Source organism: Rickettsia endosymbiont of Villa modesta, from assembly GCF_964026485.1.
Lineage (GTDB): Bacteria > Pseudomonadota > Alphaproteobacteria > Rickettsiales > Rickettsiaceae > Rickettsia > Rickettsia asembonensis.
The window spans coordinates 450,639-471,346 of record NZ_OZ032157.1 but is presented as its reverse complement, the minus strand read 5'-3'; the positions used below and the strand labels follow the sequence as shown (position 1 = coordinate 471,346).

Here is a 20,708-nt window from a genome sequence, read left to right as displayed (position 1 = left end):
TTAAGAGTCTTTTTTGCTTTCTTTTTTCTGTTTGTAATCGGCAATAGCTGCTTTTATTGCATCTTCAGCAAGTAGTGAGCAATGTAATTTTACCGGCGGGAGCGATAATTCTTTTGCTATTTCAGTATTTTTAATCTCTTCGGCATCGTTTATTGATCTGCCTTTAACCCATTCCGTTACTAAAGAACTTGAAGCAATAGCTGAACCGCAGCCGAATGTTTTAAATTTAGCATCTGTAATAACCCCGTCATCATCAACTTCGATTTGTAACTTCATCACGTCACCGCAAGCAGGAGCGCCAACTAGTCCCGTCCCGACATTTTCACTTTCTTTATTAAGCGACCCGACATTACGAGGATTTTCATAATGATCTATCACTTTTTTGCTATAAGCCATTGTTATTCTCTAAAATTTATTTTCAATTTTGTCATTCCCCATAGTGTTATGTCATTCCCGCGAAAGCGGGAATCCAAAAAAAAAGTATAAACACAGTAAGTTTTCAAAATTAAAAGCTCAATTTATCTCGCTTTATACTGGATTCCCGCTTTCGCGGGAATGACATACGGTTCATGGGACCACGGGATGACATTAATATTCTCAATGTACAGTCCATTTAATCTTCTTTAAATCAATCCCCTCTTGCATCATTTCCCAAAGAGGACTTAATTCCCTTAATTTATCGATTTTTGAACATATTAAATCTACTGCGTAATCAACTTCCTGCTTGGTAGTAAATCTACCTATGCCGAACCTAATCGAAGTATGGGCAAGCTCTTCACCTATTCCCATGGAACGTAAAACATATGACGGCTCTAAAGAGGCAGAAGTACAAGCAGAACCGGAAGAAACCGCCAAATCTTTAATGGCAAGGATAATTGATTCTCCCTCTACTCCGGCAAAGCTTAGATTTAGATTGCCTTTATATCTTTGATCTTTATCACCGTTTAAATAAACTTCCGAAATTCGACTATGTATATTATTTAAAAATCTGTCGAATAAGTAATTTACATGCTTAGTATCTTTTTCCATCTCACTATACGCTATTTCAGCAGCCATGCCAAGCCCTACGATTAAAGGAGCTGGTAGCGTACCCGAACGCATACCTCTCTCCTGTCCGCCACCGTTTATGAGTGGCGTAACACGCACACGAGGTTTTTTCCTTACATATAAGGCCCCTATTCCTTTCGGACCGTAAATTTTATGCCCTGAGATACTGGCAAGATCAATATTAAACTCGTTAACATCAATTGGAATTTTACCAAAACCTTGAGCAATATCGGAATGAAAGAAAACATCTCTTTCACGGCAAATTTTTCCTATTTCCTTTAAAGGCTGAACAACACCTATTTCATTATTAACCGCCATAACTGAAACTAACATAGTCTGATCAGTAATGGCATTTTTTAGAGTTTCTAAATCGATTATTCCATTTGATTTAATCGGTAAGTATGTGATTTTTATACCTTCTTGCTCTAAGTGCCTGCAAGCGTCAAGTACGCATTTATGTTCACTGACTATAGTAATAATGTGATTCTTTTTATTGCCGTAAAATTTTGCTATTCCCTTTATTGCAAGGTTATTGGATTCGGTTGCACCGGAGGTAAAAATAATTTCTTTAGTATCTGCCCCTATTAACTTTGCTACTCTACTCCTTGCCTCTTCAACGGCGTTTTCTGCTTCCCAGCCGAAAGAATGGCTACGTGAATGAGGATTCCCGAACTTGGTAGTAAAATATGGCAACATTGCCTCCATTACTCTTGGATCTAGTGGCGTTGTTGCCTGATAATCCATATATATAGGCAAGGTTAAATTGTTTAATTGTTGGTTCATATGGTTAAATTAATTCATGTCTTTGGTATAGCTTAAACGGTTATCGATGTCATTCCCGCGGAGGCGGGAATGACATTGTAAATTTCCTCAAAAGCTTTTATAAAAGCCTCTATATCACTTACCGTATTAGTATGGCTTAAAGATACCCTAATCGAAGATTTGGCCTCTTTTTCACTCATACCCATATTGGTTAATACATGCGATTTAGATATTTTTCCTGATGAGCAAGCAGAGCCGGAACTTATGCAAATATTACGTAAATCAAACCCTATTAATTTCACTTGTGCATCCGTATTCGGTATAGTAATTAAGGTAGTATTAGGCAACCTTGCTACATTATCGCTAATAATATTTACGTTAGAATACTTCTTTAGTTTTTTCTCTAATATTTCCTGTAAATTTTTGATTTTTATATAATTCTCTATTATATTTTTTCTCATTAATTCAGCCGCTAAACCAAAACCTGCAATTGCTATAACATTCTCCGTACCTGAACGCACATTTTTTTCTTGCCCACCACCTATAATTATCGGAGTAAGCTGAAAGCGAGAAGTAGAAATTAAAGCAGCTCCCCCCTGCCCACCTCCTATTTTATGTCCTGAGATTGTAGCAAAATCTAATCCTAAATCTTTGATATATGTTGGTATTTTACTAAAAGCTTGCACTAAATCACTATGAAATTTTGCATTATATTTTTTAGCTATTTTACTTATTTCAAATATATTTTGCAGTACCCCACTTTCATTATTAGCCATCATTATAGATACTAATTTTTTTGTAGCACTACTTTGTGACAATAATTCTTCTAGATGCTCTAGATCAAGCAAACCTTGATTATCAACTTTTATAACTTTAATATTTGGAGCATGCTTTATATGGTTATAGATCGATAAATGTTCAATAGCCGATATGAAAATATCACCGTCATAAAAATTTTTCATTATTAAATTATTACTCTCCGTTCCGGATGAAGTAAAAGTAATATTATATTCCCTAGAGGACGCCTCAAGAGCTGCAGCTAATTGAAAACGTGCTTCTTCTATAACATTCCTAGCAAATACACCTGATCTATGTATTGATGAAGGGTTAAGCTCCTCGTCCATCAAACTTATTATGAATTCCTTAACTCTAGGATTGATAGAAGTAGTAGCACTGTGGTCTAAATATATCATATATTTAAATAATACTTAGCTCTAAAGCATCTTTAATTGAGATATTTTCAAAATAATCTCTAATATGCTTACCAAGACCTTTCCATAATTTATGCGAATTACATTTTATTGTATCAGGTACACAAGTTTTAACCGATTTCTTATAGCAGGTAGTCATTATAAAATTTTCGTTAACAGCATCCATAATATCGGAAATTTTTATTTCTTCTAGGTTACCTATTAAAACATATCCACCTTTCGAGCCTCTAATAGCCTTAACTAGATCAGCTTTTTTAAGTTTAGAAAATATCTGCTCTAAATAGTTAAGCGATATATTTTGTTTTACGGAAATTTCATTCAAAGTGACCGGTTCAGCACTTGATTTTGCAGCCATTTCAAGTATTGCCATTACGGCATATCTTCCTTTCGTCGTCAGCATCATATAACCAACCTATTAAAACTTAAAATTGTTTTATATCTACAATACCCAAGTAATTTAGTCAAGTATATAATTATATTATTTAATAAAAAATTAGCTTGTTAATATAAACTATTATAATTATGACTAAAAACATCTATATTTTAGAAAAATTAAAGGTTTTATTATATTTAATTTTTTGTTTTGAATTAACTTCATGTATAATAACCCCTGAATCTCCTCGCTATCATCCAACAGTAATAAGTTTCACGCCGGCAAGCGTAGTTATAAATTACTCTTTAAATGATTTACAAGACGCTACAAACCTTGCTCAACAATTTTGTAGCACGATAAATAAAGATGCACAATATACAGGAACACAGTATATAAAAATTGCTGAAGCTGGATTTTTTTCAAATGAAATTCAAGCTCGTCATGCTTTCTTTAATTGTGTAGAGTCAAGTAGAAGTGGAAAAGATGGTCAGAATATCATAAATAACTTTAAATGAATTCTTCCTTATATATAACTCGACAGGCTCTTGTTAATTTGCCAAATAGCGACAAATACTAAACAAGTTGTAAACATTTGTAGTAGCTGTAATAATATGCTTAATTCCGGTATTAATATAATAATAACCGGTTGTAATATTATCGGGACTCCGCTTGAAAACATTACTAACCTCATAGAAGTTTGTATTGAAGTTTTAGTAGTAAGTAAATTAGCTAAGCTATATACTAACAAAACTATAAGACTTCTCTCTAATAAGAATGTTACAAACCAAAATAATATAATAGCCGGCATACCGAAATAAATAAATAAATTTGGTGCATATAATAAATTATCAGCAAAATATTTTTTTATTATTTCAGGAGTTAAAATTACTTCATTTTGTTTGAATATCTCAGAATAGTTAACAGTACTTGGGAAATTTTTCTTAGTATTGGCTACAATTAAATTTATCTTCAGCTTATTCTCTTCAAGTACAAACGGTATTTTGCTTTTTTCTTTGTTAGAAACTTGATTTTTTGTATCAATGACAACTATTTTATTGTTATTCTTGCTATATAAATATATAGGCTCTACTTCTTCAACTGAAATTTTTGAATTATTATATTTAATTTCCGGTAATTGATTGATAATATATTCAATATTGTCTGTAACTTTTGATGATTGTATTCCGTTAAAATAATCTTTTAAAGTTATTATGTAATTTAATATAAAAATACAATAAATTATTGAGGGGATAAAAGATAAGGTAAATAAATATCTTATTCCGTACCCTTGATAGTTTTTATATACGTCTTTATAAAACTCTATAGAGCTAATTGATAAACGTAATTGACGGAGTAATGCATTTAATCCTCCTAATATAAATGATAATAAATACATGTATAAGTAATTTATTTAAGTTTCTCACCCTCTTCCTTCTTTAATCCGGTTGAGGTTAGCTATTAAGTCAGTTCTTGCACAGGCTTTGATTAAATTTTTGGCTATATTAATTGTGATTTAAGTATTTTCTCTATTTCTATTATATCATTTTGACCAAGTTGGGTCAAAGTGCAGAATAAAATTAACTCTATTTTGTATGCCATTATAAAACACTAAAGGATATATGAAAGGAAATTTTTTGTTTTTTATTACTTTTATATGATATTCATAAATATTTAACATATACCTAAATAACCGAAAAGCCATATAATAGCGTGTGACACGAGGTTATATCAAAGAGTTATTTCCGCTAGGCAGGAAACCATCCATGTCACTAGATGAACCTAAGGGTACGAAAAAGAGCTACCCTGACAATGTGGTGAAATACCTTTAAGCATAGGGAAAATCTCGTGAGAGTAATTCCCATGATAAAGATATCTGATCCTTATGCACGATTCTTAGGAGAGTTACAATTGCTGCTTATGACTTTGCATTTATTGGGTATCAGAAGAGATTAACATTAAACAATATTACTATTTTCACCCTTTTCATCCTGCACGTAAAAATCATTTTTTTATTCAATATATCATCACGGTTTGTATATAAACGCCAGTTTAGGATAAGAAGAGTTTAAGATTATCGAAAAAAGAGTTTAAAATATTAGTTTTAGTAATATTAAAAGCATTAACACAAGCTAGAATATGAACTAAAAAATTAGTAGGTGATCGATGCCTTGAGTGTTCAAGATTCATATTATTTTTTAGGACATTAAATACTGACTCAACCAACGACCTTTTTCTAAGCTGTATTTTATCTTCCATTTCCAATAAATGATTCTTCATATCTTTTCTAATTCCTGTAAATAAGCGTAATCCACGACCTAATAATTTAGTAAATAATTCCTTAGAAATATATCCCTTATCACCAAAGAGTTTACCTTGTAATCCATCAGTTATATCGTCTGCTACCGATAAATCACTATTATTTGCTTTGGTAATTTTGATCGCCATAATCGCTCCCTTATTGTTAATTACTATATGCAACTTAAACCCCATAAACCATCCATAACTACTCATCCCTATTTTAGCTATATACTTCTTTAACTTGAAAAGTTGGAAAATGAATATTTAGATGAGCGAATAATCAATGTTCTTATGGATAATTAATATCTAATACTACCAATTTTTCAGGTAAAAGAAGTATATATACAAAATTAGTAAAAATCAGTGGAGATTTTGTTATTATCTATGCGTTATCCATTATAATATTAGCTAGCCGTTAAAACGGTTAAGCGTTTCAAATTAAAACATATAGCATTCATAAATTCCGAGAATTGATTTTTGGCAATACCAATATATCTGACACGTTTATTATCTTGTGAGAATACTCTTTCAAAAGGTGCTCTAATTTTTGTATAATATCTATCAAGGTCAAAATTTTTATCTTTCATGTTATTTTTCTTTACAGCACAAAGATGCACTTCTTGCCTAGTTGCTGTATCTTTGGTAGACTTTGTACAATATGCTTTATCTACATATGCAGCACCGGAGCGTGGCATAACGTGTTTAAAACCTTTGCTATCAGTAACATTTGCAGAGGTAACTGCAACCTTATTAATAATCCCTGATTGGATATCAACGCTAACATGTTTTTTATAACCATACCAAAACTTATTACCTCCTTTACAACCAATTTTAGCTTGTTTATCATTCGCAACTTTGGGCAAAGTCTCATTATTTAGCTTGTCATATTTTTGCTTCCTCAACTCATCACGTTCTGTCCAAAGACTAGCTTTTGAGATCAAATGAGAGGCATCTACAAAGGTAAATACCTCGCTCATATAACCTTGCTTTCGTAGTTGTTCTCTAAAGTTTGCAAATATTTTTGATAGTAAGTTAGTACCTATTTTCTTACGTATTTTACTAAACACACTATAATCTGGAGTCGTCTCTGTAAGAGCAAAATCACAAAACCATTTGCCGGCATTACTATCAGCGAAATAACGTTCTAATTCTCGATCAGATAAGTCTTCCATAAATTGTAGAAGTAAACATTTAAATAACCTCAATGCTCCATAGCCTTTATAATTAGCTTCAGTTTCTATCGCTAATAACTCTCTTTCAACTACTTTGAAATTAAATTAACTTTTAAATTTACGATATTGATGTTCCGGGCTAACTAATTCATCTAAACTGACCATTGTTATTTGATGCTCTGACATTTTTTACTTTCTTATTTTTTTATCACATTATAACCTTTTACTCTTCATAGCTCAACACTCCCTTTATCTTATCCGGTCATAAAATAGCAATAGCATCGTTTAATGCTTATCCTCACGCAGTAAAATATGCATTGGAACAATTACGAGGTGAAGAAAAGGTAAAAAATATATATATAAAAACAGGCTTACCTGCTGATAGTTATGAAGAGATACAACTTCGTAATAAAGTACCTTATATTAGAGAAATAATGAATAATACCGAAATAACTAATAAAAAAAACGTGTTTTTTATGGATGATGATACAAAGCATACCGATGCTGCAAAAGACTATGGTATTACAGCAGTTTTGGTTGAGAACAAAGGAAAAGAGCATATTCATCAAGCTTGTAATTTTTTATATAAATTTAATGAACAACATGAAATTTATGTTGATTTTAAAGATACTGATACTGAATTTTTTCTTAGCGAAAAAGATTTAAGAGAAACTATTCCATTTGACCCTTGTTCTTATGATTATTATTTGAATAGCGAGGAGTATACACCCATGGGGAGAGGGGAATGTGCCAACGTTAGGTAACAGTGCAAGTTTTTAATGATAGACAAATTACTTGATGTTATTTATTCTTGGATTAATAGAGGTGTTGCTCCAATGTTATTCCCGCGTGGACCGAAAAAATTACTCGATGTCATTCCCGCGTAGGCGGGGATCCAGAAAAAAGGTATAAATACAGCAAATTTTTGAAATTAAAAGCTTGATTTATCTTGCTTTATGCTGGATTCCCGCCGTTGCTGGAATGACATAAGTATACGGAAGTGACATCTTTAAATGTAACACTTAAGTCTAGATTATAGGACCAAAGATGATATACCGAATATTATGTTTATGTATATTCATAAATTTCTCAGTAATAGCAAAAGCACAAAATATGCCGATTAAAGAAGATAATTTCAAAGTTAGAGTAGCTGTTGCTGATGTACAATCTATATTGGAAGGTTCGATTGCTATAAAAGATTTGCGTAATAAAATCGAAAAGCTTAACCATAGAATCCAAGAGGATATTGCTGCAAAAGAAGCAGAATTTAAACCGTTGGAAGAGAAATTGTTAAATGAGCGTTCTAATTTAAGTGAAACCGAATTTGAGCATAAAGTAAACGAATTTAATGCAAAAGTTAGCCACGTTAGAAAAGAAATCCAGATTAAGAAAACAAAGCTTGAACAAGCACACGCTGAGGCTATGAGTAGAGTCCATGAAACAACTATCACAATAATTAGTGAACTTGCCGAGAAATATAACCTTAATTTGGTAATTCCAAGTGCTCAAGTCTTATATGCTAAAAATAATTTGAATATAACTTCCGAAGTGACTTTTATGTTGAATGAGAGATTAAAAGAAGTAACGATTAACTATTAATTGTGTTGTATATACTCGCTGAATTTGAAAAATTGGCTACGTCGTCTTTGTAAGACCTCGGATGCTCACGTATTATTATACGCTCCGCTCCTCGGCTTACAGACTCCTTGCTCTTTTCCAAATTGAGCTTCGTATACCAGCTCTTCATTTACCAGGAGTATATGTCATTCCCGCGTAGGCGGGAATGACATAGGACATAACAACGCTATTATTTAACAAGAGTATTTAATATGGTAGAATTTACACCGATTACAATTGCATATGGGGACGGTATAGGTCCTAAAATAATGGAGGCAGTGCTTTATATATTACGTAAAGCTGAGGCTCGTATTCGTTTAGAAACTATTGAAGTAGGTGAAAAGCTTTACAAGAAGCATTATACTTCAGGCATAAGTGAAGAAAGTTGGGAATCGATACAACGTACCGGCATTATACTTAAAGCCCCGATTACTACTCCGCAAGGTGGAGGATATAAAAGTTTGAACGTCACGATTCGTAAAACATTACAGCTTTTTGCTAATATTCGTCCTTCTATTTCATTTCATCCTTTTACTAGGACATTACATACGCATCTGAACCTCACTATCATACGTGAGAATGAGGAAGATTTATATGCAGGCATAGAATACCGCCAAACGCATAATATGTATGAATCAATGAAGTTGATAAGTCATACTGGTTGTGAAAAAATTATTAGATATGCTTTTGAATATGCGGTAAAAAATAACCGCAAAAAAGTTACGTGCTTAAGCAAAGATAATATTATGAAATTTTCCGATGGGGTTTTTCATAAAGTATTTAATGAGATTGCAAAAGAATATTCGCAAATTAATAATGAGCATTATATTATAGATATCGGGACTGCAAGGCTTGCTACCAAACCGGAAATATTTGACGTTATCGTGACTTCTAATCTATACGGTGATATCATATCCGACGTAGCTGCTGAAATTTCAGGATCTGTGGGGCTTGCCGGTTCTGCAAATATCGGGCAGCATTATGCGATGTTTGAAGCGGTACATGGAAGTGCTCCCGATATTGCGGGTAAAGATATCGCTAATCCGTCAGGGCTTTTAAATGCTGCAATAATGATGCTAGTACATATAGGGCAGGGTGATATTGCTAGTTTAATCGAAAATGCTTGGAAGAAAACTATAGAGGATGGAGTTCATACAGCCGATATATATAATGAGCAGAATTCTAGTAAAAAAGTCGGTACAAAAGAATTTGCTGAAGAAGTAACGAAAAGATTAGGGCAGATACCGATAAAGCTACCTAAAGCAGATTATCCGTTGATTGCCGAGAAACAAGAAAGTAATATAGACTATAAAATTGATACTAAAGAGGTTAAGAAATTGGTCGGTACGGATATATTTGTGAATATGAATGTATCTTCCGCTCACGATATAGCAGATAAAATTAATAAGCTTGATCTTGGTAATGTTGAGTTAAAAACAATCTCGTCAAAAGGGCTAAAATTATGGCCTCGTGATACAAGGTTTGAAACCGTTTCCGATCATTGGTGTTGTCGTTTTATGAATAAAGACGGCACGGAAATAAAGCATTTAGATATAACAAGGTTGCTTGAAGCTTTAGGCAAAGCAAATATTGATTTTATCAAAGTAGAGAATTTATTTGAGTTTGACGGGGTTGCAGGGTATAGCTTGGCTCAGGGTGAGTAAAGCGTCATTGCGAGCAGCTGTAGGTTGTGTGGATTGATTTTCTGTTGTCATCCCGCGACTTGATCGCGGGATCCAGTCTTTTTTAATTTTTTTGGATCCCGTGGTCAAGCCACGGGATGACAACGATAACATAACAAAGAAATAACAAAAATGACACTATACTATATCGGAATATTATTAGTAATTATTGGATTATTTGCTATATTTTCAGGGATAATCGGTTTTTTTAGATTTCCTGATTTTTATACTAAATTACATGCAGCAAGTGTTATTGAGAGTTTTGGAGTGCCTGTTTGCTTAATAGGTTTTGCGTGCATTGAAGCAGATATTGTTAACTCCGGTAAATTAATTTTAGCGGCTTTATTGATTTTCCTATTAAATCCAGTAGCAACCCATGCACTCGGTAAAGCATCTTTGCTTTCAATGTCATCCTTTAGAAAGCAGGAATCCAGAAAAAAATTAAAAAAGACTGGATTCCCGCTTCCGCGGGAATGACATTAGACTATACAGTTAACCCCTTATAAAACTAATGAAAACAACTTTAATTTTTGATCTCGGCAATTACCTACTTAACTTAATTGCTTTTTTATTGATTTTAATATCCATAAAAATAATTTTTGCTAAAGATTTACTAAATGCAGTTATTGCTGCGTCAATATTTAGCTTATTAATCGGTGTATCTTATCTTATTATGGATGCTCCTGATGTCGCAATGACCGAGGCAGCACTTGGGGCTTGCTTATCAACATGTGTATATTTGAATTTGTTACGTAAATTACCTCCTTATTTAAAGAATATTGAGAGAACTAATATTATTCCCGCAAGTTTAATATGTTTATTGTTTGTAGTAACTCTTGCTTATATGGGGTTAGAATTACCGAATTACGGTGATGATAATGCTCCTATTCATATGTATTCAAGTAAATATTATCTCGAAAATACCTCTAGAGATATAGGTGTACCTTCTTTTGTTGCGGCTATTCTTGCAAGCTATCGTGGATATGATACTTTAGGTGAAACTAGCGTAATTTTAATTGCAGGAATTGCTGTGTTGTTGGTGTTTTCAAAGGAGGATGTCATACCGTGGCTTGACCACGGTATCCAGAAAAAAATTAAAAAAGACTGGATGCCGTGGTCAAGCCACGGCATGACAAAACTCAAAGTTTATCCGATAATAAAATATATCACTAGTTTTATAATACCTTATATAATTTTATATAGTATATATATTCAGCTTAACGGTGAGTCTTCGCCGGGTGGTGGGTTTCAAGCAGGTGTTATATTTGCATCTAGCCTTATTGCTTATGATTTAGTTCACGGCAATCGAAAATTAAGCAGATATTTTCCTCCTAACATGCTAATTTCTATTGCTGTTTTAGGTGTAGCAATATATGCAATCGTAGGAATGATATCACTATTTTTTAACGATAATTATTTAAATTATTATTCACTAACAAATTTTATAAATGATAAGTTACTTGCCCAGCATATCGCTATAGTTATTGTTGAAATAGGAATAGGTTTAACTGTTTCTGGAGTAATGTACTTAATTTATAACCTATTCAATAATCATGAGTAATCTGTTTTTACTAGTCAAGCGTGAATTTATAGTGCAGAATCGTATTAATAATATGATTAAATATTTAGTTATATTTTTTTTGTTTTGCTTAATTAGTACTGTTTTAATTAATAGTCAGAAAGATATCACCAAATTCGGCTTAATTTTTTCAGTAATTTGTTTATTAATCTCACTAATAGGTTTTTCTTCAATAATATTCAAAACTGATTTAGAAGACGGAAGCTTAGAGTTATTATTATCAATTGTTAGTCATGAAAAAATCATATTAGCTAAATTTTTTGCTATATTTATCAGTAGTACTATAGGGATGATTTTAACCTTGCCTATTATCTATATTTTTTTCGACCAAACTTTGTTTGAGGTAATGTTTTTCTTTATTAGTGTATGGATGATGTTAGTTTTATCGAGTAGTTTAGTAGTTTTATCGGGTAGCGTGCAATGTTATTTTAAGAAGAATGCTAATTTTATTGGCATGCTTATTATGCCGTTATTAATCCCAAATATTATAATGATAGGGTTAATATTACAAGGTAATAACTTACAATTAATTTTTATTATGATAGGAATTAATTTAATATTTTTACCGTTTTCATTCTTCTTAGGCTCTTATTTAATAAAAAATATTTACAATATTACGTGATTTTGCTTTATTTTTATTGATGTAGTGATATAAAATAAAGATGAATATTATTAATAAATTTTTTTGAGAAAAATATATGTGGCAGGCTTTACGAAGGTTAATTGCAGCAAATCCTATGGGATTTTTTCTGTGGTCTATTATAATTAAATGGTATTTAATTATAGCAGTTGCTTCCTTAATTACTTTATATTATACAGTATTGGGCTTAAAAAAAATTGGGTTTATAGATTATTTTACTGAAACTACAGTCGAGATATTAGATACAACTAAAGCAGTTGCTCAAAATTGTACTACAAAACTCGGTCCTAATTGGAATCATTTAGTTAGTTTTTGGAATTGCTTAAGTAATCCCGGAGAATATAAGCATGAAGAAGGAACAGGAGCAAAAGTGTTAGAAGATGAAATAAATAAGCTTACGCCAAAACAAGCAGATAGTGCTGCAGATGCTGAACCTCCTATAATAAACCCTTATGAAGAACTAGAAAATCCAAATAATCTTAATAATACCCAAAGCGGTAGTAATAATAATCGTTAATTTATGTCACTTTAATATTATATGTCGGATACTGAAGATAATAAAAACAAACAAACTACACGTCGTGATTTTATGGTTCTAACGGCTAGTAGTGTTGCAGCAGTCGGGGCTGTGTGTACGCTTTGGCCTCTCGTTGATTCCTTAAACCCTTCCGCAGACGTGCTTGCTTTATCATCAATTGAGGTTGATCTATCAAATATTGCGGTAGGGCAAACAGTTACGGTTAAATGGCAAGGTAAACCGGTTTTTATCACAAACCGTACTCCTGATAAAATAGCTGAAGCAAGAGCCGTAAAGATGTCGGAGCTTATTGATCCTGAGACTGATGAAGCACGTGTGAAAGCAGGTCATGATAATTGGTTGGTGACGATAGGGATTTGTACTCATTTAGGTTGTGTGCCGCTTGCTAATCAAGGTGAGTATGATGGATGGTTCTGTCCGTGCCATGGCTCACAATATGATTCTTCAGGTAGGGTTAGAAGAGGTCCTGCTCCTTTAAATTTAGCAGTGCCGCCTTATAGTTTTATTAGCGACAAAAAAATTAGAATCGGGTAGTTAGTTATGAATGAAGATATTACCCCTAAAAAGCCTAATGCCATTGTCGAATGGATAGATTATCGCCTACCCATTTTCTCTTTCCTAAAGCATTTTAGCCATTATCAGACTCCAAAAAATCTTAGCTATTTATGGAATTTAGGCTCTATTGCCGGTATTGCACTAGTAATTCAGATAATTACCGGTGTGGTGCTTGCTATGCACTATACCCCGCATGTAGATCATGCTTTCGATAGTGTTGAGAGAATCATGCGTAATGTTAATTACGGCTGGTTACTGCGTTATACTCATGCGGTAGGTGCATCGATGTTTTTTGCTGCCGTATACTTACACATAGCAAGAGGTTTGTATTACGGCTCTTATAAAGCACCGAGAGAACTGCTTTGGCATATCGGTATTATCATTTTTCTAACTATGATGGCTACTGCCTTTATGGGTTATGTGCTTCCTTGGGGGCAGATGAGCTACTGGGGTGCTACGGTAATTACTAATTTATTCTCGGCTATTCCATTAATAGGAGAATCCATAGTTACTTGGCTTTGGGGTGGTTTTTCCGTTGATAACCCAACATTAAATAGATTCTTTTCACTGCATTATTTATTGCCGTTTATTATTGTTGCTCTTGTGATGCTGCATTTAGTAGCCTTACATCAGCATGGTTCAAATAATCCGAAAGGTATCGACGTTAAAAGTCCTAAAGATACTATTCCTTTCCACCCTTATTATACCGTAAAGGATTTTGTCGGTTTCGGAGTTTATTTCATAATATTCGCTTATTTTATTTTTTACGAACCTAATTATTTAGGACATCCCGATAATTACGTTCCGGCAAATCCTTTAGTTACGCCTGCTCATATCGTACCTGAATGGTATTTTCTACCGTTTTATGCAATCCTTAGAGCCGTACCGTCTAAACTCGGTGGAGTGTTATTAATGTTCGGAAGTATATTCGTGTTATTCTTACTACCGTGGCTTGATACTTCAAAAGTCAGAAGTAGCAATTATAGACCGATATATAGAATTGCTTTTTGGATATTTATGGCAGATTGTTTATTGCTTGGTTATTTAGGCGGGCAGCCGGCAGAAGAGCCGTATATTACAATTAGCCGCTTTGCTGCTTGTTATTACTTTTTCCATTTCTTAGTAGCTTTGCCGTTGATAGGTAAATATGAGAAGCCACTACCGCTACCGGAGGAGTTGTAATACTGTCATGCTAATCGTCATTGTGAGCAGGTAGTTCTATGTCATTCCCGCATGGTATTGTTGCGTGGACCGGTAAATGCTCTTTTGTCATCCCCGCGTAGGCGGGGATCCAGAAAAAAGTATAAATACAGCAAATTTTTAAAATTAAAAGCTCGATTTATCTCGCTTTATGCTGGATTCCCGCCTACGCGGGAATGACATAAAACCACGCAACAATGCTTTGTAGGACTGACATCGTCACGAAGATATAAAAATTTTATGAAAACAAAACTAATTATCTCTATCATCATATTAATAACTTCTAGTGTATGCTTAGCAGGTGAAGAAGCATTACACCCAAAAAAGATGAAATGGTCGTTTGACGGCGTATTTGGCACAGTTAATCGTGAAGCAGCACAAAGAGGTTTTCAGGTTTATAAAGAAGTTTGTAGCGTTTGCCACGGTTTAAACAATTTATATTATCGAAACCTTAAAGATATCGGTTTTTCGGATGATGAGATAAAAGAGATTGCCAAAGGCTATACGGTAAAAGACGGTCCAAATGATGACGGTGAGATGTTTGACCGTCCCGCTCTTCCATCCGATCGTTTTGTACCTCCTTACCCTAATGAACAAGCAGCAAGAGCAGCTAATAACGGAGCACATCCTCCTGATTTATCATTGATAATAAAAGCACGTCATGATGGAGCTAATTATATATATTCGTTGCTTACCGGTTATACCGAACCGCCGGCAGATTTTAAGTTAATGCAAGGGGCTCATTATAATCCGTATTTCCCAGGTGAGCAAATAGCAATGCCGCCGCCTCTTACAGACGGGCAGGTAACCTATATGGACGGTACTAACGCAAGCGTAGAGCAGATGTCGCATGATGTTGCAGTATTTCTACAATGGGCAGCTGAGCCGGAAATGGAACATCGTAAATCTATGGGTCTTAAAGTTATGATGTTTTTGGTAGTGTTTACTATCTTTTTCTATATTGCAAAAAACCGCATTTGGTCTAATTTAAAGTAGTTCAAAAATCAATCGTCATTGCGAGAAAGCCTTGTTGCGTGGATCAATTTCACCTCTGTCATCCCGTGGCTTGACCATGGGATCCAGTTAAAAATACTAAAATTATTAGTATTTTTTATTGTTTTTATGGACCCCGTGGTCAAGCCACGGGGTGACACAGTGGGTTTTACCGATCCACGCTGGAATGAGACATCGAGTAGGTTTTACAGGTCCATGCAACAACGCCTTCAGTCGCTCGTAATGACGACTTGGGTATCCATGCAATAACGTTCCTCTCTTAGTATGATGACTTATCTTTGCTATACTTATCTTAAATTATATAGATAGGTATTTATGATTACTTTATGGGAGTGTTGAGCTATGAAGAGTAAAAGGTTATAATGTGATAAAAAAATAAGAAAGTAAAAAATGTCAGAGCATCAAATAACAATGGTCAGTTTAGATGAATTAGTTAGCCCGGAACATCAATATCGTAAATTTAAAAGTTAATTTAATTTCAAAGCAGTTGCAAGAGAGTTATTAGCGATAGAAACTGAAGCTAATTATAAAGGCTATGGAGCATTGAGGTTATTTAAATGTTTACTTCTACAATTTATGGAAGACTTATCTGATCGAGAATTAGAACGTTATTTGGCTGATAGTAATGCCGGCAAATGGTTTTGTGATTTTGCTCTTACAGAGACGACTCCAGATTATAGTGTGTTTAGTAAAATACGTAAGAAAATAGGTACTAACTTACTATCAAAAATATTTGCAAACTTTAGAGAACAACTACGAAAGCAAGGTTATATGAGCGAGGTATTTACCTTTGTAGATGCCTCTCATTTGATCTCAAAAGCTAGTCTTTGGACAGAACGTGATGAGTTGAGGAAGCAAAAATATGACAAGCTAAATAATGAGACTTTGCCCAAAGTTGCGAATGATAAACAAGCTAAAATTGGTTGTAAAGGAGGTAATAAGTTTTGGTATGGTTATAAAAAACATGTTAGCGTTGATATCCAATCAGGGATTATTAATAAGGTTGCAGTTACCTCTGCAAATGTTACTGATAGCAAAGGTTTTAAACACGTTATGCCACGCTCCGGTGCTGCATATGTAGATAAAGCATATTGTACAAAGTCTACCAAAGATACAGCAACTAGGCAAGAAGTGCATCTTTGTGCTGTAAAGAAAAATAACATGAAAGATAAAAATTTTGACCTTGATAGATATTATACAAAAATTAGAGCACCTTTTGAAAGAGTATTCTCACAAGATAATAAACGTGTCAGATATATTGGTATTGCCAAAAATCAATTCTCGGAATTTATGAATGCTATATGTTTTAATTTGAAACGCTTAACCGTTTTAACGGCTAGCTAATATTATAATGGATAACGCATAGATAATAACAAAATCTCCACTGATTTTTACTAATTTTGTATATATACTTCTTTTACCTGAAAAATTGGTAGTATTAGATATTAATTATCCATAAGAACATTGATTATTCGCTCATCTAAATATTCATTTTCCAACTTTTCAAGTTAAAGAAGTATATAAGAACGTATACCTCTAGTAAATGAAAAATTGTCAAAGAAGTCAGCAAGTGTTATTAAGTAAGAATGGATTTATAGAAAATTAACATCAGTAGAAAAAGAAGAATTAAAGCTTTACCATAGAAGCGAAAGGGATAAGAGGATTTGTGATAGAATCAAAGCTGTTTTCATGTATGATGATAGCTATAGTATTGATGAGATATCGAAAGTGTTATTACTGAGTGATGGGGAGGGATAAGAAAACATTTAATAGATTATCATAATGCTCAGAAGCTTAAGCCTGGAAATGGCGGTAGTGATAGTAAACTTACTAGACAGGAGGAAGCAGAGTTAATAGTTCATCTAGAAAATAATAATTATGTGTATGCTAGAGATATAGGTTTGTTCATAGAACGTCAATATGGAGTAATCTATACATTAGCTGGGGTAATCAAGCTGTTACACAGACTTGGTTTTAGTTATCAGAAACCTAAGTTAATTCCTGGAAAAATAGATTTAGCTAAGCAAGAGGAATTTAAGCTGCAATATAGTTTGCTAAAAAATAATTTAGCTAAAGATGAGTCTATTTATTTTATGGATAGTGTTCATCCTCAATACCAAACTCGAGCAAGATTTGGTTGGATTAGAAAGAATGTAGTTAAAACATTACCAAGTTTCAGTGGTTGGAAGCGTAAACATATTATTGGTGCTATTAATCTTAAGGATTTAGAGGTAGTAACAACTGACAATCCTAAGGTTAATGGTGATTATATTATTGAATTTTTAAAGAAATTAGAAGCAAATAATCAAGATAAAAGTAAGATTTATTTGATATGCGATAATGCTGGATATCATAGGTCAAAAAAGGTAAAAGAATATCTACAATACGGTAAAATAGAGTTACTATTTTTGCCAGCATATAGTCCTAATTTGAATCCAATTGAACGACTGTGGAAATTTATGCATTCTGTTGTAAGTAACAATAAATTTTATGCGAATTTTGAGACATTTACTGATTCTATACGAATATTTTTTGAAAATATTGAAAAATATAAAAATAAAATTTCTTCATTGGTAAATGACAATTTTCAAACCATTGTGCCTAATCATTTTAATAACTCTTCATGTTGAAGAAGTATATATACTGAACAAAAATTATCTTAATTTTAAACACTATTTCTTCCAAAAAAATATCCTTCCTATAATTCTCTACTTAATTTCTTATCTCTCAACACTTCCATAATATTCTTAAAAAGGCGTGCTATTTGCTCTTCATTTTTCCAACCTAATTTATTACTTCTAGGAATACCTCCATCAGCTCTATAGAAAATTTTTGCTCAAGCCTAGCTTTTTCTTTATCACGTTCGTCATATGAACTAAAACGGCGATTTTGTATATTACGTGCTATTAAGCTGCCTAGCTTCTCCCCGATATAATTATGCGAATGTCCTTTAACCAATGTCCCGTCAAAATCAAATATAAATAGTGCTATATTATCGTTCATTAATTTCTCTTATTTTAAAGTTTAAATATTCTTAGTAATTTTTATTTTGTAGTTAAATCAATTAGTTTTTCAAGAACTTTATTCCAATTTTTGGTATTTTAGTGTATAATACGGAAAACTATTGTAAACTTGAGAGAATTTTTAAAGATGACATCTATTCGTAATATAGCAATTATTGCCCACGTTGATCATGGGAAAACTACGCTTGTTGATAACATGCTTAAACAAAGCGGAACATTTAGAACTAACCAAGCAGTAGCCGAGTGTGCTATGGACTCTAACGACCTTGAGCGTGAGCGTGGAATAACAATACTAGCCAAATGCACTGCTCTTATGTGGAACGATATCCGTATTAATATCGTTGATACACCTGGACATGCTGATTTTGGCGGTGAAGTAGAACGCATATTAAGCATGGTTGACGGTGTTGTGTTACTTGTCGACGCTTCTGAAGGACCAATGCCGCAAACAAAATTCGTGCTTTCTAAAGCTTTAAATCTCGGCTTAAAACCTATCGTTGTTATTAATAAAATCGATAGAGACGACCAAAGAATTAAAGAAGTTATCGACGAAGTATTCGAGCTATTTGTGGCACTTGAGGCAAATAACGATCAGCTTGATTTCCCTATAGTTTACGCATCAGGTAGAGCAGGAAAAGCTTCTTTAACATTTGATGATAAAATTAATCCTTTAGACAATTTAGCAGAGGATCTAGCACCGCTGTTTGATCTCATAGTAAAACATGTACCAAAACCCGCAGCTGACGATAAAGCACCGTTTTCTATGCTTGTTACTACTAGAGAATATAATTCTTTCTTCGGTAGGGTTTTAACGGGGCGTGTACAAAGCGGTACTGTTAAAATCAACCAAAACGTAAAAGTATTAAATCGTGAGAATAAAGTACTTGAAACCGGACGTATCACTAAAATATTAGCATTTAGAGGTTTAGAGAGAATCGCTATAGATGAGGCTACAGCCGGCGATATTATTGCCGTAGCAGGCGTTGAAAACGCCAACGTTGCCGATACTATTTGTTCACCTGAAGTAACCGAAGCTGTACCGTCTCTACCTATTGACCCCCCAACTTTATCCATGACTTTTAGCGTTAATGACTCACCGCTTGCAGGAAGTGAAGGGACAAAAGTTACATCAAGCTTGATTGGAGCTAGGTTAATGCGTGAGCTTGAGAGCAACGTCGCACTAAAAGTTACCGAAGCTGCTGAAAAAAATGCTTTCCAAGTTGCAGGACGAGGAGAATTACAGCTTGGTATCTTAATTGAAACTATGCGTCGTGAAGGGTTTGAGCTATCTATCAGTAGACCCGAAGTATTATTCCAAACCGATGAGAAAGGTAATAAACAAGAACCGATGGAAGAAATTCAAGTTGACGTTGATGATGATTATGTCGGAGTGGTCGTAAAATCTTTAGCACTTAGAAAAGCCGAAATGACTGATATGAGACCGTCAGGCGGAGGTAAAAGCCGTGTTACGTTTATCGGACCCTCTAGAGGGTTAATCGGCTATCACAGTCAGTTTTTAACCGAAACACGAGGCACGGGGATTATGAATCGTATTTTCCACGGATATGCCTATTATAAAGGAGCTATCGAGGGAAGACGCAACGGCGTACTTATCTCTAACGGTGACGGGGCAGCAGTCGCATATGCTCTATGGAATCTAGAAGAAAGGGGAAAAATGTTTATAAACCCTAGCGATAAAGTATATAGAGGCATGATTATCGGCGAACATAATCGTGATAATGATTTAGAGGTAAATCCGCTAAAAGCAAAGCAACTCAGCAACGTTAGAGCATCGGGTAAAGATGAGGCTATAAGACTAACGCCGCCGATGCTTTTAACTCTAGAGCAGGCAATCAGCTATATACAGGATGATGAAAGGGTTGAAGTAACACCGAAATCTATTCGTCTGCGTAAGGCTCTACTTGACCCTAACGACCGTAAAAGAGCTGCGAAGTAGAAAGATATTACTAGTTAAAAATGTAACCTTGTTGCGGCGA

The 20,708-nt window shown here is 33.8% G+C and carries 23 protein-coding genes and 2 pseudogenes; 14 read left to right on the top strand and 11 right to left on the bottom strand.

What is annotated here, in order from left to right:
• The 4 genes from iscU to AC5584_RS02580 form a co-directional block, all read right to left on the bottom strand.
• Positions 1-396 carry a Fe-S cluster assembly scaffold IscU gene (gene iscU / locus AC5584_RS02595; protein WP_499216750.1) on the bottom strand — a complete coding sequence of 132 codons (396 nt, stop codon included), beginning with the start codon at positions 394-396 and terminating at the stop codon, positions 1-3.
• Between the two features lie 201 nt (positions 397-597).
• Positions 598-1,830, bottom strand: coding sequence for an IscS subfamily cysteine desulfurase (locus tag AC5584_RS02590; RefSeq protein WP_499216749.1), 1,233 nt, complete (start codon positions 1,828-1,830; stop codon positions 598-600).
• Positions 1,831-1,862: 32 nt separating this feature from the next.
• Positions 1,863-3,002, bottom strand: coding sequence for a cysteine desulfurase family protein (locus AC5584_RS02585; RefSeq protein ID WP_499216748.1), 1,140 nt, complete (start codon positions 3,000-3,002; stop codon positions 1,863-1,865).
• A 4-nt stretch (positions 3,003-3,006) separates the two neighbouring features.
• Positions 3,007-3,423 (bottom strand): Fe-S cluster assembly transcription factor, encoded by a 417-nt coding sequence (locus AC5584_RS02580; protein ID WP_202068455.1) that lies wholly within the window; start codon positions 3,421-3,423, stop codon positions 3,007-3,009.
• A 119-nt stretch (positions 3,424-3,542) separates the two neighbouring features.
• On the opposite strand from AC5584_RS02580, the gene AC5584_RS02575 reads away from it, so the two are divergent.
• A complete protein-coding gene (locus AC5584_RS02575; protein WP_499216747.1) occupies positions 3,543-3,908 on the top strand; it encodes a hypothetical protein in 366 nt (121 codons plus the stop codon).
• Positions 3,909-3,916: 8 nt separating this feature from the next.
• Here AC5584_RS02575 and AC5584_RS02570 read toward each other — a convergent pair whose 3' ends face one another.
• From AC5584_RS02570 to AC5584_RS02555, 4 genes and pseudogenes are all read right to left on the bottom strand, one after another.
• On the bottom strand, positions 3,917-4,789 hold the full coding sequence (locus AC5584_RS02570) for a DUF1189 family protein (RefSeq protein ID WP_499216746.1): 873 nt from the start codon (positions 4,787-4,789) through the stop codon (positions 3,917-3,919).
• 198 nt (positions 4,790-4,987) lie between these two features.
• Positions 4,988-5,101: pseudogene (locus tag AC5584_RS02565) on the bottom strand (Rpn family recombination-promoting nuclease/putative transposase); the annotation flags it as partial.
• Positions 5,102-5,442: 341 nt separating this feature from the next.
• Positions 5,443-5,916: pseudogene (locus AC5584_RS02560) on the bottom strand (IS982 family transposase); the annotation flags it as partial.
• Between the two features lie 179 nt (positions 5,917-6,095).
• Entirely contained in the window at positions 6,096-6,932 is an 837-nt protein-coding gene (locus tag AC5584_RS02555) for a transposase (protein WP_499216921.1), read from the bottom strand.
• Positions 6,933-7,180: 248 nt separating this feature from the next.
• Between AC5584_RS02555 and AC5584_RS02550 the strand changes: the two genes are divergently transcribed.
• The 3 genes from AC5584_RS02550 to AC5584_RS02540 all read left to right on the top strand — a co-directional run bounded on the left by AC5584_RS02550 (position 7,181) and on the right by AC5584_RS02540 (position 10,144).
• Positions 7,181-7,627, top strand: a complete 447-nt coding sequence (locus tag AC5584_RS02550) for a hypothetical protein (protein ID WP_499216745.1) — start codon at positions 7,181-7,183, stop codon at positions 7,625-7,627.
• Between the two features lie 283 nt (positions 7,628-7,910).
• Positions 7,911-8,462 carry an OmpH family outer membrane protein gene (locus AC5584_RS02545; RefSeq protein WP_218460728.1) on the top strand — a complete coding sequence of 184 codons (552 nt, stop codon included), beginning with the start codon at positions 7,911-7,913 and terminating at the stop codon, positions 8,460-8,462.
• Positions 8,463-8,692: 230 nt separating this feature from the next.
• Positions 8,693-10,144, top strand: coding sequence for an NADP-dependent isocitrate dehydrogenase (locus tag AC5584_RS02540; protein WP_499216744.1), 1,452 nt, complete (start codon positions 8,693-8,695; stop codon positions 10,142-10,144).
• Here AC5584_RS02540 and AC5584_RS02535 read toward each other — a convergent pair.
• Entirely contained in the window at positions 10,094-10,267 is a 174-nt protein-coding gene (locus AC5584_RS02535) for a palindromic element RPE4 domain-containing protein (protein WP_499216743.1), read from the bottom strand. The genes AC5584_RS02540 and AC5584_RS02535 overlap by 51 nt on opposite strands.
• A 27-nt stretch (positions 10,268-10,294) precedes the next feature.
• On the opposite strand from AC5584_RS02535, the gene AC5584_RS02530 reads away from it, so the two are divergent.
• The 7 genes from AC5584_RS02530 to AC5584_RS02500 all read left to right on the top strand — a co-directional run bounded on the left by AC5584_RS02530 (position 10,295) and on the right by AC5584_RS02500 (position 15,670).
• Positions 10,295-10,639, top strand: coding sequence for a Na+/H+ antiporter subunit G (locus AC5584_RS02530; RefSeq protein ID WP_041077822.1), 345 nt, complete (start codon positions 10,295-10,297; stop codon positions 10,637-10,639).
• A gap of 34 nt (positions 10,640-10,673) precedes the next feature.
• Positions 10,674-11,723 (top strand): DUF4040 domain-containing protein, encoded by a 1,050-nt coding sequence (locus AC5584_RS02525; protein WP_499216742.1) that lies wholly within the window; start codon positions 10,674-10,676, stop codon positions 11,721-11,723.
• On the top strand, positions 11,716-12,363 hold the full coding sequence (locus AC5584_RS02520; protein WP_499216741.1) for a heme exporter protein CcmB: 648 nt from the start codon (positions 11,716-11,718) through the stop codon (positions 12,361-12,363). The genes AC5584_RS02525 and AC5584_RS02520 overlap by 8 nt, the downstream gene beginning before the upstream one ends.
• Positions 12,364-12,439: 76 nt before the next feature.
• Positions 12,440-12,898 (top strand): DUF2670 domain-containing protein, encoded by a 459-nt coding sequence (locus tag AC5584_RS02515; RefSeq protein WP_410527677.1) that lies wholly within the window; start codon positions 12,440-12,442, stop codon positions 12,896-12,898.
• Positions 12,899-12,919: 21 nt separating this feature from the next.
• Entirely contained in the window at positions 12,920-13,453 is a 534-nt protein-coding gene (gene petA, locus AC5584_RS02510; protein WP_410527676.1) for a ubiquinol-cytochrome c reductase iron-sulfur subunit, read from the top strand.
• A 6-nt stretch (positions 13,454-13,459) separates the two neighbouring features.
• Entirely contained in the window at positions 13,460-14,656 is a 1,197-nt protein-coding gene (locus AC5584_RS02505; RefSeq protein WP_499162737.1) for a cytochrome b, read from the top strand.
• 258 nt (positions 14,657-14,914) lie between these two features.
• Positions 14,915-15,670, top strand: a complete 756-nt coding sequence (locus AC5584_RS02500) for a cytochrome c1 (RefSeq protein ID WP_499162739.1) — start codon at positions 14,915-14,917, stop codon at positions 15,668-15,670.
• Between the two features lie 8 nt (positions 15,671-15,678).
• On the opposite strand, the gene AC5584_RS02495 is transcribed toward AC5584_RS02500, so the two are convergent.
• Positions 15,679-15,828 (bottom strand): hypothetical protein, encoded by a 150-nt coding sequence (locus AC5584_RS02495; RefSeq protein WP_499216740.1) that lies wholly within the window; start codon positions 15,826-15,828, stop codon positions 15,679-15,681.
• A gap of 367 nt (positions 15,829-16,195) precedes the next feature.
• Between AC5584_RS02495 and AC5584_RS02490 the strand changes: the two genes are divergently transcribed.
• Positions 16,196-17,032, top strand: coding sequence for a transposase (locus tag AC5584_RS02490; RefSeq protein ID WP_499216920.1), 837 nt, complete (start codon positions 16,196-16,198; stop codon positions 17,030-17,032).
• 410 nt (positions 17,033-17,442) lie between these two features.
• Positions 17,443-18,318 (top strand): IS630 family transposase, encoded by an 876-nt coding sequence (locus tag AC5584_RS02485; protein ID WP_499216919.1) that lies wholly within the window; start codon positions 17,443-17,445, stop codon positions 18,316-18,318.
• A 154-nt stretch (positions 18,319-18,472) separates the two neighbouring features.
• Here the strand turns inward: AC5584_RS02485 and AC5584_RS02480 are convergent, their stop codons facing one another.
• The gene (locus AC5584_RS02480; protein WP_499216739.1) at positions 18,473-18,691 is read right to left on the bottom strand and encodes an HAD family hydrolase; all 219 of its coding nucleotides are present in this window, start codon (positions 18,689-18,691) and stop codon (positions 18,473-18,475) included.
• A 147-nt stretch (positions 18,692-18,838) separates the two neighbouring features.
• Here AC5584_RS02480 and typA point away from each other — a divergent pair, with 147 nt between their 5' ends.
• On the top strand, positions 18,839-20,668 hold the full coding sequence (typA, locus tag AC5584_RS02475) for a translational GTPase TypA (protein WP_499216738.1): 1,830 nt from the start codon (positions 18,839-18,841) through the stop codon (positions 20,666-20,668).
• The last annotated feature ends 40 nt before the right edge of the window (positions 20,669-20,708 follow it).